The 12,744-nt window shown below is 68.4% G+C and carries 9 protein-coding genes; 2 read left to right on the forward strand and 7 right to left on the reverse strand.

The window, feature by feature from the left end:
• The first annotated feature begins 11 nt into the window (after positions 1 to 11).
• Positions 12 to 1,499, forward strand: coding sequence for a glutamate synthase subunit beta (locus CK620_RS00095; RefSeq protein ID WP_095548617.1), 1,488 nt, complete (start codon positions 12 to 14; stop codon positions 1,497 to 1,499).
• Between the two features lie 63 nt (positions 1,500 to 1,562).
• On the opposite strand, the gene ntrC is transcribed toward CK620_RS00095, so the two are convergent.
• From ntrC to CK620_RS00130, 7 genes are all read right to left on the reverse strand, one after another.
• On the reverse strand, positions 1,563 to 3,092 hold the full coding sequence (gene ntrC, locus CK620_RS00100; protein ID WP_095548618.1) for a nitrogen regulation protein NR(I): 1,530 nt from the start codon (positions 3,090 to 3,092) through the stop codon (positions 1,563 to 1,565).
• A 12-nt stretch (positions 3,093 to 3,104) separates the two neighbouring features.
• Positions 3,105 to 4,184 (reverse strand): nitrogen regulation protein NR(II), encoded by a 1,080-nt coding sequence (gene glnL / locus CK620_RS00105; protein WP_095548619.1) that lies wholly within the window; start codon positions 4,182 to 4,184, stop codon positions 3,105 to 3,107.
• A 58-nt stretch (positions 4,185 to 4,242) separates the two neighbouring features.
• Positions 4,243 to 4,887, reverse strand: coding sequence for a PgaD family protein (locus CK620_RS00110; protein ID WP_095548620.1), 645 nt, complete (start codon positions 4,885 to 4,887; stop codon positions 4,243 to 4,245).
• Positions 4,880 to 6,208, reverse strand: a complete 1,329-nt coding sequence (pgaC, locus tag CK620_RS00115; RefSeq protein ID WP_095548621.1) for a poly-beta-1,6-N-acetyl-D-glucosamine synthase — start codon at positions 6,206 to 6,208, stop codon at positions 4,880 to 4,882. The genes CK620_RS00110 and pgaC overlap by 8 nt, the downstream gene beginning before the upstream one ends.
• Positions 6,205 to 8,205, reverse strand: coding sequence for a poly-beta-1,6-N-acetyl-D-glucosamine N-deacetylase PgaB (gene pgaB / locus CK620_RS00120; protein ID WP_179290520.1), 2,001 nt, complete (start codon positions 8,203 to 8,205; stop codon positions 6,205 to 6,207). The genes pgaC and pgaB overlap by 4 nt, the downstream gene beginning before the upstream one ends.
• Before the next feature lie 203 nt (positions 8,206 to 8,408).
• Complete coding sequence (gene pgaA, locus CK620_RS00125) at positions 8,409 to 10,937, reverse strand: poly-beta-1,6 N-acetyl-D-glucosamine export porin PgaA (RefSeq protein WP_179290521.1); 2,529 nt, start codon at positions 10,935 to 10,937, stop codon at positions 8,409 to 8,411.
• Positions 10,938 to 11,123: 186 nt separating this feature from the next.
• A complete protein-coding gene (locus CK620_RS00130) occupies positions 11,124 to 11,888 on the reverse strand; it encodes a class I SAM-dependent methyltransferase (RefSeq protein ID WP_179290522.1) in 765 nt (254 codons plus the stop codon).
• A gap of 4 nt (positions 11,889 to 11,892) precedes the next feature.
• Here CK620_RS00130 and gloB point away from each other — a divergent pair, with 4 nt between their 5' ends.
• On the forward strand, positions 11,893 to 12,744 hold the full coding sequence (gloB, locus tag CK620_RS00135; protein WP_095548625.1) for a hydroxyacylglutathione hydrolase: 852 nt from the start codon (positions 11,893 to 11,895) through the stop codon (positions 12,742 to 12,744).

Consider the following 12,744-nt stretch of genomic DNA (forward strand, 5'->3'; position numbering starts at 1 on the left):
GAACCACGATCATGGGAAAACCCACCGGCTTTCTGGAATACCAACGCATCGAGCCCGGCTACCTGCCCGTGCAGGCCCGGCTCAAGCACTACAAGGAATTCGTCATCGCCCTTGACGACGCCCAGGCCCAGACCCAGGGCGCGCGCTGCATGGACTGCGGCACACCGTTTTGCAACCACGGCTGCCCGCTGGGCAACGTCATCCCGGACTTCAACGACCTGATCTACCGCCAGGACTGGGCCAGCGCGCTGGAGGTGCTGCACAGCACCAACAACTTTCCCGAATTCACCGGCCGCATCTGCCCTGCGCCTTGCGAGGCCGCCTGTACCCTCAACATCCACAACCAGCCCGTAGGCATCAAATCCATCGAGCAGGCCATCATCGACCACGCCTGGGAAGCCGGGGCGGTGCAGCCCCAGCCTGCGGCGCACAAAACCGGCAAGCGCGTCGCCATTGTCGGCGCCGGCCCCGCCGGGCTGGCCGCCGCGCAGCAACTGGCGCGCGCCGGGCATGCCGTCACCCTGTTCGAGAAAAACGACCGCCCCGGCGGCCTGCTGCGCTACGGCATCCCAGACTTCAAACTCGACAAAAGCCACATCGATCGCCGCATTGCGCAAATGCAGGCCGAAGGCGTCACCTTCCGCACCGGTGTGCTCGTTGCAGGCCCCGAGGGCCTGGGCGCGGGCAGCAAAGTCACCAACTGGGCCGGTGAAACCATCGCTCCCGAAACCCTGATGGCCCAGTTCGACGCCGTGCTGCTCACCGGCGGGGCCGAGCAAAGCCGCGACCTGCCCGTGCCCGGCCGCGAGCTGGACGGCGTGCACTTCGCCATGGAGTTCCTACCCCAGCAAAACAAAGTCAACGCGGGCGACGCGCTGCCCGGCCAGATCCGCGCCGAGGGCAAGCACGTCATCGTCATCGGCGGCGGCGACACCGGCAGCGATTGCGTGGGCACCAGCCGCCGCCAGGGCGCCGCCGAAGTCACCCAGTTCGAGCTCATGCCCATGCCGCCCGAGCAGGAAAACAAAGCCCTGACCTGGCCCTACTGGCCCCTCAAGCTGCGCACCAGCACCAGCCACGAAGAAGGCTGCACGCGCGAATTCGCCATCGCCACCAAGGCCTTCGTGCCCGGCAAAGGCAAGGACAAAGGCCGCGTTGCCGCCGTCAACACCGTGCGCGTGCAATGGCAAGACGGCCAGATGCGCGAAGTGCCCGGCAGCGAGCAAACCCTCAAGGCCGACCTGGTGCTGCTGGCCATGGGCTTCGTCAGCCCCGTGCCCAGCGTGCTGGCCGCCTTTGGCGTGCAAACCGACGCGCGCGGCAACGCCCAGGCCAGCGCCGAGCCCACCGGCGGCTACGCCACCAACGTGCCCAAACTCTTCGCCGCAGGCGACATGCGCCGCGGCCAATCGTTGGTCGTCTGGGCGATCCGCGAAGGCCGGCAAGCCGCCCGCGCCGTTGACGAGTTCCTGATGGGCTTCAGTGACCTGCCTCTTTGATGCATTCGCGGATCGCCCTTTGGGCGACAGGCGTGAAGCGCCGCCTGGCCTGCGGCGCGAGGATCAGCTGCCGTCATCCAGCCCCAGCGCCTGGAGCTTGCGGGTGAGGGTGTTGCGGCCAATACCCAGGCGCTGCGCGGCTTCGATGCGGCGGCCCTGGGTGCTGGCCAGGGCGGCGCGCAGCAGTTGCGCTTCTGCGCGGTGCATGAGCTGTTCCCAGACATTGGGCTGGCTCTGGGCCAGCAGGGCCAGGGCATGGCCGTGCAGGGCTTGCTCCCAGGCCGTTTCATGGGGGGCGCTGGCAGCGCTGCCAGCGTTGGTGGCAGTGTTGCTGCCGTTGCCCGATGGCAGGGCATGGGCGGACTCGGGCGTTGGCTGCGCCAGCGGCGTCGCCTGCGCTGCCAGCACCTCGGGCGGCAAGTCCTTGGCTTCGATGACGGTGGCGGGGGCCATGACGCTGAGCCAGTGGCAGATGTTTTCCAGCTGGCGCACGTTGCCGGGGAAGTCGAAGTCCTCCAGCTGCCGCAGCGCGTGCGGGCTCAGGCGCTTGGCCTCCACCCCCAGCTGCTGGGCGCTGGCGCGCAGAAAGTGCTGCGCCAGCGGGGCGATGTCTTCGCGGCGTTCGCGCAGCGGCGGCAGGCGCAGGCGGATGACGTTGAGACGGTGGAACAAGTCGGCGCGGAAGGCGCCGGCGGCCACGCGCTGCTCCAGGCTCTGGTGCGTGGCGGCGATGACGCGCGCCTGGGCCTTGATGGGGCTGTGCCCGCCCACGCGGTAGAAGTGCCCGTCAGAGAGCACGCGCAGCAGGCGCGTTTGCAGCTCCAATGGCATGTCGCCGATCTCGTCCAGAAACAGCGTGCCGCCCTCGGCCTGCTCGAAATGTCCTCGCCGCAGGGCCTGTGCGCCGGTGAAGGCGCCGCGCTCGTGGCCGAATAGCTCGCTTTCCAGCAAATCTTTGGGGATGGCGGCGGTGTTGATGGCGATAAAGGGGCCGTCCGCGCGCGGCGAGTGCCGGTGCAGTGCGCGCGCCACCAGCTCCTTGCCGCTGCCCGATTCGCCGGTGATGAGCACCGTGGCATGGCTGGCCGAGAGACGGCCAATGGCGCGAAACACTTCTTGCATGGCGCTGGCCTGGCCCAGCATTTCAGGCGCGGCGGGGGCGGGCGGCTGGGTTTGCGGGGGGGGCGGGTTTTTCTGCATGGCGCGGCGGATCAGCGCCACGGCCTGCGGCACGTCGAAGGGCTTGGGCAGGTATTCGAATGCGCCGCCCTGAAAGGCCGCCACGGCGCTTTCCAGATCGGAATAGGCGGTCATGATGATGACCGGCAGGCCGGGCAGCCGGGCCTTGATCTGCGCCAGCAGCTCCAGCCCGGAGCCGCCGGGCATGCGGATGTCGCTGACCAGCGCCTGCGGCGCCTGGCCAGTCGCATCCTTGGCGGCCTGGGTCAGCGCCTGAAGCGCCTCGCCTGCGTGGCTGAAGCTGCGCGTGGGCAGGCGCTCGCGCGCCAGCGCTTTTTCCAGCACGAAGCGGATGGAGGGATCGTCGTCCACGATCCAGACGGAGGGCGGGGCAGTGGCAGCGTGGGCGGTCATGGGCCAGGGGCGTCAGGGCAGGGGAAGGAGAAGGCAGAAATCGGTCTGCCCGGGCTGGCTGTGCAGCTCGATCAGGCCACCGTGCTGTTGCACGAAGGTTTGCGCCAGCGCCAGGCCCAGGCCGGTGCCATCGTCGCGGCCTGAGACCAGGGGCAGGAACACCCGGCCGCGAATGGCCTCGGGCACACCGGGGCCGTTGTCGATGATGTGCAGCCGCAGGGCCAGCCGGTGGCGGGTTTTGCCGATGGTGATTTGCCGTGCCACGCGGGTTTTGAAGCGAATCAGCGCATCGCCTGCCGCGCGGCGCGCGGCCAGCGCCTGCGCGGCATTGCGCGTGATGTTGAGCACGGCCTGGATGAGCTGTTCGCGGTCGCCATGCAGGGGCGGGATGGAGATGTCGTAATCACGCTCCAGCCGCAGCCCTGGGGCAAACTCGGCCAGCACCAGGGCGCGTACGCGCTCGCATACTTCGTGGATGTTGACGGGCGCCAGTCGCTGGCGGTGGCGGTGCGGCTCCAGCAGGCGGTCCACCAGCGCTTGCAGGCGGTCGCACTCGCCAATGATGACCTGGGTGTATTCGCGCAGGCCGGGGTCGTGGCCCAGGTCCATCTCCAGCAGTTGCGCCGCGCCGCGAATGCCGCCCAGCGGGTTCTTCACCTCATGCGCCAGGTTGCGCAGCAGCTCCTTGCTGGCTTGCGTCTGGTCCAGCAGACGCTCCTCGTGGTCCTGCCGCGCTTGCTGGGCGCGCGGCAGGCATTCGAGCAGAAACTCCCCATCGCACTCGCCTGCGGAGATGGTCACGTGCACCGGCAAGGCTTCGCTGCCGGGGCCGTGCAGCTCATCGTCGTAGCGCAGCGAGGCGAACGCCTGCTGCGCCACCCCTTGCAGCGCGCCGCGCAGCGCCGCCGCATTGCCAGCGAGATGAAACACCGGCTGGCCAACCAGATGCTGGCGCGAGAGGTGCAGCGTATCTTCCAGCGCGGCGTTGACGAACAGCACCCGGCCGTTGCCATCGACCACGGCCAGCAGCGTGGCCAGGGCGTCGAAGGCTTGAAAGCGCCCGATGCGGGAGCGAGGGGCGGATGAGGGCATGTCGAAGGGCGGGTGATGGATCTTTGCGGGCCCACAGTGCTTGGGGACGAGGGCAGACTCAGCGCATGCCGATGGGCAGCTCCTGGCCTGGCAGGTGGTAGGTGCTGTGCAGTTCTTCTTCGGGCAGCAGGCTGTTCCAGGCCGTGGGCAGGAAGGATTCGGGCGGCAGTTGTGACAGGCCATCTTCCTCGCCGAGCACGTGGTGGCCCGCGCGGATGGATTCGATGTCGCCCAGCTCGTCGTGAAAGATGGTCACCACGTTGGATTGCTGCAGGCGGTCGAACATGGTGCGCGAGACTTCGAAGGCGCGCATCAGGCGCCGCTCTTCAAGTTCTTGGGCGTTCTTTTTCGAGCGCGCGCCCAGCAGGCGGATGAGGCTGGCCCACAGCGCCATGATGAACAGATCCAGCAGCAGCAGGGCGCTGTAGACCAGGGCGATGATGCCCATGCTGCGCAACAGGTGCGCCAGCATGCCCAGCCAGCCGCCGTGTTCTTTCTCGGGGTGGCCGCCGATATAGAGCACGGTGGCATAGATCAGCCCGGCCCAGATCAGCAAGGTGATGAAGGTTTCGACGGCATAGCGCGGCGAGCGCGTGTCCGGTTGCAGCACCAGGCGCTGGTGCGTCAGGTACGGCGGCAGCGCTGCCGGGCCGATGGCCGGCGGCAGGTTGCGGTAGTGCTTGCGGCGGCGGCTCTCAGCCATGGGCAATCCCCCTGTCGGGGCTGGTCCAGCGGGCGCGCTTTTGGCTTTTGCGCAGCATGACCTTGGGGTAGCTGGCCAGGGAGGTGAGAAAGCCGATCAGCCAGAACGCGGCCGGGTACCAGACGGTCCAGATCAGCGTGCCGCCGTGGCCGCGTTCGTAGCGGCGCTCGATCATCAGGCTGACCAGCATCTGGATCAGGCAGGCCAGCGCCAGGATGACGCCGGTGAAGGCCGTGGGCGCCAGCGCCGGGTGGTGCCAGCTGGCCGGCAGCGGCAGCAGCCAGTCCACGATTTGGAACAGCAGGGTGTAGAACAGGCAGAAGGCCCAGAAGGTGGACAAGGCAAACTCGGCGGCCAGGCCCCACATGTGGCGGTGTTTCCACTGCGCCAGCACAGGCAGGTTCTTGATGAACACTTCGGCGCCGCCCTGGGCCCAGCGCAGGCGCTGGCGCCACAGGCCCTTGATGGTTTCGGGCATGAGGATCCAGCACAGCGCGCGCGGCTCGTAGAAGGTGCTCCAGCCGCTCATTTGCAGCTTCCAGCTGATGTCGATGTCCTCGGTGATCATGTTGCTGCTCCAGTAGCCGGCCTGGTGCAGGGCGCGCTTGCGGAAGGCCGCAGCCACGCCGGAGACGGTGAAGATGCGGCCGTAAATGCGCTGCGTGCGCTTGATCAGGCCGATGATGGAGGAGAACTCGCCCACCTGGATGCGGCCGATGAGGGTGCTGCGCGTGCGGATGCGCGGGTTGCCGGTGACGGCGCCCACGTGCGCCAGGTGCAGCATGGGCGCGACCATGTAGGCGGCGCTGTCGGCGGCCAGCATGGCGTCGCCGTCGATGCAGACCAGGTATTCGCTGCGCGCGGCCAGTGCGCCCATTTGCAGCGCGATGGCCTTGCCCTGGTTGCGCGCCAGGTGGATGACGCGCAGCTTGGGGTTGAGCGCTGCCATTTCGTTGAGGATGCGGGCCGTGCCGTCCTTGGAGCCGTCGTTGACGGCGATGACTTCGATGTGGCGGTAGCGCTGCGTCAGCGCCGCGCCGATGGTGTCGCGCACGTGTTGCTCTTCGTTGAAGCAGGGCACGATGATGGAGATCAGCGGGTTGCCCGGCAGCTGCGGGGGCGGCATGCGCTCGCCCCAGGGCCAGTGGCGCTCCCAACGCCACCAGAACAGCAGCCCGCCGGAGACCCAGATGCAGGACATGAACAGCGGGTAATAGAGCACGAAGCTGAGCACGGCCTCCAGGCTGAACAGCCAGGCGGCCAGCAGCGGGCCCAGCAGCATGGCCAGCAGCGCGGGGATGGTCAGACTGCGGCGATTCATGGCGCGGGGAACCAGTACAGCGAGAAGTGGCGGCGCAGCATGCCCTGCGGCGGGTGCTCGCCGATGAAGTCGTCGGGGTAGTAGCCCAGGTGCTGCGCGCCCTGCATGCTCAGGCGGCGCAGCCATTGCGCCAGCCGCTCGGGGGCGATGGCGCGCTCGGCGCCGCTTTTGCGCCAGTCCACGCTCTGGATTTCGAAGATGGTTTTGTCCAACGCGCCTGGGATGCGCGCTGCGCTGGCCACGACCTGATCCAGCCAGGGCAGGATTTTTGCCTCGGGCACCTGCTCCATCAGTGGCATGACCATCGGCGCGACCCAGTCGTAGGCGGACAGGGCCTGCTGGTAGTTTTGCGCGAACCAGCGCTCGCTCTCGGGCTGCAGCAGGGTATTGACGTAGAGGTTGCGCGCGCTTTGCACGTCAGCGCCGCGGATGGCGCGCACGGTTTGCAGAAGCTCCAGCGTGAAGTCGGTCAAGGCCTTGGTCTTGAAGCGCATCCAGCGCTGCTGCTCGGGCTGCGAGGCATCGGTCTTGGGGAAGGGGCCTTCAAAGCCGGCGGCGCGGTAGGCCGCCAGCGCCGGCGCGCTCACGTCCTCGTCCTCGCGCAGCAGCGCGTCGTCGTGGAACACGATGCCGGAGAAGGGCGCGTGCCAGGCCAGATCGGCATACAGGGTCTGGATGGCCTGGCGCACGCGCGCATCGAACAGCGACAGGCGCGGGTAGTCCTGCCCGCCGTCGTGCGGGGGCAGCGTCTTGCCTTGCAGCTGGTCGGGCTGCGGCGGCTCGGCGCGGGCGATGCGCGGGTAGCTGCTGTCCAGGTTGAAGCTCAGCACTGGCATCCAGGCAAAGACCTTGACCCCGGCGCGCGAGCGCAGCTGCCAGGCCACGCGGTTGAACAGGTCGGCGCGCATGGGCAGCACGCGATTGGGGAAGTACACCGAGCGCACCAGCCCGTCGCCTTCGGGGTCGGCAAAGGCCTGCAGGTACACGGTGGTGATGCGCAGGTCGTGGATGCGCTGCACCAGCTGGCCGAGGTTTTTCTCCTGCTGGACGGGGTCGGGGTCGTAGATGTAGTCCAGATCGACGTGGGTGATGCGCTGCGGGCTGCGTTGCTGGATGTTGACGATGGCCGAGGCGAACTGCTCCAGGCTCTGGTCCTCGCCCATCAGAAAGCGTGGGATGTTGTCGAGCTGGCTGGCATGGGCCAGCCCTTCGTCAAGGCTGAACGAAAGACGGTAGCCCTGGGCTTTGGCCAGCGCCCAGGCCTTGCCGTTCATGGCGCCGTAGGGCCAGACCCAGGCGCGCGGGGCCTGGCCGGTGGCGGCTTCGATGTTGCGGCTGATGGCGCGGATGTCGGCATCCAGGCGCTGCTCGAATTCGGCCGGGGTTTCATAGCGTTGGCGGCTCGGGTCGTAGCGCAGGGTGGCTGCCGCTGGCTGGGTGTTGCCCTGCGGGTTGGCCACATGGCCGAAATGCAGGTTCTGCGTGTGCGCGGCGATCTCCACCAGGCCGCTGGCGTGCATTTCGCGGATTTCCTCCCAGTTGCTGAAGTGTTTGCGCGGCACGTTCAGGCCGCCGAAGTCGATCTCCGGCTGTGTATCCGGCGCGCCGACCCAGTGCCCGACCGGGGCCAGCAGGGCGGGCCATTGGTAGCTCTTGAGCAGCGGGAAGACGCGGGTGTAGAAGCTGCGGTAGCCGTCGTCAAAGGTCAGCAAGATGGCCTTGGGCGGCAGCGGCGTCTTGCCTTCGTGCGCATCGAGGATTTGCTGCACGGATACGGCCTGGTAGCCGTTTTCGCGCAACCAGGCCAGCTCGGCCACGAGCTTGTGCGTGGTCACGGCCAGAAAGCGCTGGTCGGCCTGGTGGTCATCCACATCGTGGTAGGACAGCACGATGAAGCTGTTGTGCGGCCAGGGCTGCTCGCGCGCGGGCAGTGGGCGGCTTTGCACGGCGCTGAATACCGGCTCGCCCGCATGGGCCCGCTGCGCTGGCAGCAGCATTGCAGTCAGAGCCAGCAGTGCGAAGGCGGCTGCGGCGCCGAGCCAGCGCAAGCCAGCAGCCCTCACGGCAAGACGCATGGCAGGTGGAGTCGGGGCAAAACAGAACATGACAGTCGATACAAAGGGTAGGGGCAGGCAGCGCCAGGTTGCTGCCTGCTCTGGAGTTAAGCGGATGCCACTTGCGTGGGCTTGGGCGGGCCGCCTCAGAACCGGTGCGAGAAGCCGATGTTGAAATACAGCGCCCGCTCGCGCACGCCGTCATACGGGCGCCAGCTCAGGCCGGTGTTCCAGTCCAGCGAGGTGGTGTCGTTCCACTTCCATTGCTGGCCGTAGCGCAGGCGTTGATAGCCCCCGCTGCCAAAGCCGTGCTGGCTGTAGCGCCCGGCAGCCAGGTGCAGCTCGTGACGCCAGACCTGTTCATAGCGCCGGTGCAGGATGTGGTAGGCCGTGAGGCTGGGCAGCAGGCTCCAGTCGCGCTGCGGGGCGAAGTAAGGCCCTTGGCCTGGGCGGGTGTTGCGGCTGTGCGAGAGCTCCATCCCGGCATCGAGTTGCAGGTGCGCGGCAGTGAACAGGCGCTGCTGGCCGTCGATGAAATAGCCGGTGCGGCGGTTGCCGTCGCTGAAGTCCATGGCCTCGGCCGTCAGGCCCAGGCGGGTGCTTTCGTGCGCGCGCCATTGCAGGCCCAGGGCCAGTTCATCGGCCGTGATGCCCGCGCGCAGCGCGCGCAGCGGCGTCTCGATGCTGTTGCGCGCAGCTCGGCCCTGCAGCTGCCAATGGTCGTCCAGATCGTGGCGTGCGGTCAGGCGCAGGCCAGCGTGGGTGCGTTGCGCAGCGCGCAGCGCGGAGAGCTCGAACTCGGCCTGAGTATCACGCCAGTGCCATTGGGCGCCAGCGGCCAGCTGGTGATAGCGGCCCTTGCCTTCCAGGTAGTTGCCGCTGCTGTGGCGCGCGGCGGCAAACAGGCGCCAGCGCTCGTGCAGTGGCGCCGAATAGCCCAGCAGGGCGTAGCGGGTGGCGCCTTCGCCGATGGCGGTGGGGCTGTCTGAGTCGCGGTATTCGGCGTTGAACTGAACCACGGGCATGCGCGCCACCTGCCACTGGCGCAGGGCGCGCTGCACGCGCGGCTCCTCTGGGTAGCGCTGCTGCGCGTGCTCCAGCAGGGCCTGGGCCGTGGACCAGTCCTGCAGCTCCTGGGCCACGCCGGCTTGCTCCAGCAGCAGGCTCAGATCGTGGGCATCGCCGGAGGTGTGCTGGATGATTTTCAGCTCCTCGGCGGCGCGGCGCGGCCAGCCTCGGTTGCGGTAGGTGCTGACCAGGCCCATGTGGGTGTGCGAGTCGCCCGGCCCCAGGGCCATCAGCTCCTCGAACTGCGCCTGCGCCTGCGGCAGCCGGCCGGCGTACAGTTCGGCGGCGGCCTGCTCGCGCCGCGTGGCGCTCCAGTCGGTGTTGGGCAGCGGGTTGGGGTTGCCGGGGATGCGGCGCTCGGGCGAGGTCTGGGCCAGGTGCTGGCGTGCCAGTGCGCGCGCGGCGTCGAACTGCTCGGCCTCCACCCGGGCATAAAGCCGGCCTGTGAACAGCCCCTGGGGTTGCCGGGTCGCGTCTGCTCCGGCGGCGCTGGTGGTGTTGGCGGCCCGGCGCTGGGCAATGCCGTCGTAGATGCGCAGCGCCTCTTCAGGCTGGCGGGCTTCGAGCAGGGCTGCGCCAACCTGCATCAGCGCGTAGTCCGGCAGCTCTGGATCCTGGGCCTGCAGCGCGGCGTATTCGTCCAGCAGCGCCTGGGCCTGGCGGGCCTGCCACAGCGCAACGAGGCGATCGGTGCGCACGCGGCGGATGTCGCGCTGCAACGCCTGGTGCTCGGCCGAGCCAGGCGCGCTGGCCTGCAGCGCCTGCTGCCATTGCGCCAGCAGCTGGGCGTAGTAGTCCAGCGTGCGGCGCTTGCGGGCCTGGTCTTCGGCCTGGGTGCCGCTGGCGGCTTCGCCAATGCGCACCAGCTCGGCGCCGTAGTCGGCCTGCAGGCTGCGCACCAGGGCGGCGTCGGCCTCGGCAGGGCGGGCGGTGGCCAGGTATTGCAGCGCGCGCTCGGCCATGCCGGCCGCGCGCAGCGCATGCAGGTAATGGTCTTGCGCCTGGGCGTTGTCGGGCGCCAGCTCGATGGCGGCGCTGGCGTATTGCAGCGCGTCGTAGGGCTGCTGCGTGATGCGGGCCACGTAGCTGCGCGCCAGCAGCAGCGGCAGGCGCTGCTGTGCGAATCGCTGTTCAAAGGCATCGAGCTGGGCGCTGGCCTGAACCGCGTGGCCGCCTTCGGCCAGTGCGTAGGCGGCGGCCAGGTACCAGTCGCTGTGCTGGGGCTCGCGCTGGATGGCCGCATCCAGCAGCGAGGCGGCCATGTCCCAGTGCTTGAGGTTGCGGTAGGCGCGCCCCACGGCGGCCAGGCTGGCGGGTTCGAGCCGCACGCGCTGGCGGTGCTGCTGGTAGATGGCCAGGGTCTGCTGATCCTGGCCGGCCCAGCCGCTGATGACGATCCAATCGTTGACGTGCCGGGCGCTGAGGTTGCCCGGAGGCTGTGCGGCAAAGTAAGCCAGCGCAGGCGCAGTTTGGCCTGCCCTGGCTTGATGAATCAGGCTGTCGTAGTGGGCATCGGCCAGTGCGGGCACGGCTGCGCAGCCCAGCGCCGTTGCTGCGGCAAGGCTGCGCAGCAGGCGACTTGATAGAGAGGGAATTCGTCGAGACATGGGGCATTGGCCGCAGCTGCAGTGGCTGCCAGGCCTGCGGTTATTGATTGGCACCGCCGCGCGGAGTGTCATTGCCGGAATGCGGCGCGGTCGCTCAATGGCTGTTTATACCTGCAAAAGCTTTTGCGGGCTGAACCCAAGCTGTTGTGTTGGGCCTGCATGCTCTGGCGAATGTTGCTTTTGTCGTCAAACTGGCGGGGGCTTGGCCTTTCGGGAAGGCAACAGCTCGGGCTGTGCCGCGCGGGGCGTGGGTTGCAGCGCCGTGGCCGCGGCGCTGGCCGGCTGGGGGCGCCACTGCGGGCCAATCAGGCGCGCGCCGTGGACTTTTTTGACGGCCACGATGAAATAGACGCCGCTGAACACCGGCAGGCGATCTTGCAGCAAGCGGTCGATCCATGCCAGGCGTTCATACCACTGCGGCCGGTGGCCGTTGGGGATGTGGCAGCCGAAGAACTGCTCCTGCAGCTCCAGACCCAGCAGCGTCAGCCAATCGCGCAGACGCTGGTGGCCAATGGCCGCGCTGGCCGGTTGCACGCGGCGCGGCGCACGCGCGCCCAGCAGCAGGCGCGCCGGGTTGAAGCCGCTGATGATGAGCCGACCTTCGGGGCGCAAGGTGCGCGTGGCCTCGCGCAGCACGGCGTGGGGCTGGCAGCTGAGCTCCAGGCCATGCGGCATGACGATCAGATCCAGCTGGTTGTCTGCAAAGGGCAGGGCCTCGGGCGCGGCGTACAGATCGGCCGCTGCGTCGCCGCCGGGCCACTGCGGCGCCAGCCGCCAAGTGTGCGCAATGCGGCTGGTCTGCAGCGCGGCGATGCTGGCCACGCCGATGTGCAGCGCGTAGTAGCCAAAGACGTCCTGCACGGCGTGCGCATAATGGCGCTGCTGCCACTGGCGCACGTACAGGCCGGCGGCGCTTGTCTGCAACCATTCGTCGAAACGGGTCTGTGGCATGGCCATGGGAAAACAACTGCATTGGCGCGCGATCGAGGCGCTTTCCGATAACTACATCTGGCTGTTGCATGAAGCCCGGGAGCCGCGCGGGCCGCAGGCGCAGGCCGTGGTGGTGGACCCTGGCGATGCCCAGCCGGTGTTGCGCTGCCTGGCGCAGCAGGGCTTGGTGCTGCAGGCCATTGTAGTGACCCATCATCACGCCGATCACACGGCCGGCATTGCCGCGCTGCAGGCCGCGCACCAGGCGCGCCACGGCGCGCCGCTGCCGGTGTATGGGCCAGCGGCGGAGGCCATTGCTGGCGTGAACCGGCCCGTGCAGGATGGCGATGCCGTTGAGCTATTGGGGCTGCGTTGGCAGGTGCTGGCCGTGCCGGGTCATACGGCCGGGCATGTGGCCTACTTCGTGCCGGCCGTGCCCTTGGCCGAAGGCCTGCGGCCCATGCTGTTTTGTGGCGATACGTTGTTCTGCGCCGGTTGTGGTCGCCTGTTCGAGGGCACGGCCGAGCAGATGCTGCATTCGCTGCAGCGCCTGGCGCAGCTGCCTGCAGATACGCTGCTGTGCTGCGGCCATGAGTACACGCTGGCCAACATGGCCTTTGCACAAGCGGTTGAGCCTGATAATGCGCAGTTGGCCGCCGCCTTGCAGCAGGCGCGCGCGCTGCGCGCGCAGGGTCAGCCCACGCTGCCGGCCATGCTGGGGCAGGAGCGCCAGATCAACCCTTTTTTGCGCAGCCGCGAGCCGGCCGTGCGCCAGGCTCTGAGGCATTTTCTGCAGGGCCAACAGCCCGCTGAGGAACCGCCGCAAGACGATGCGCAGTGGTTTGCGCTGCTGCGGGCCTGGAAGAACCAATTCTGA

It is taken from the genome of Vandammella animalimorsus (assembly GCF_002285285.1).
GTDB lineage: Bacteria > Pseudomonadota > Gammaproteobacteria > Burkholderiales > Burkholderiaceae_C > Lampropedia > Lampropedia animalimorsus.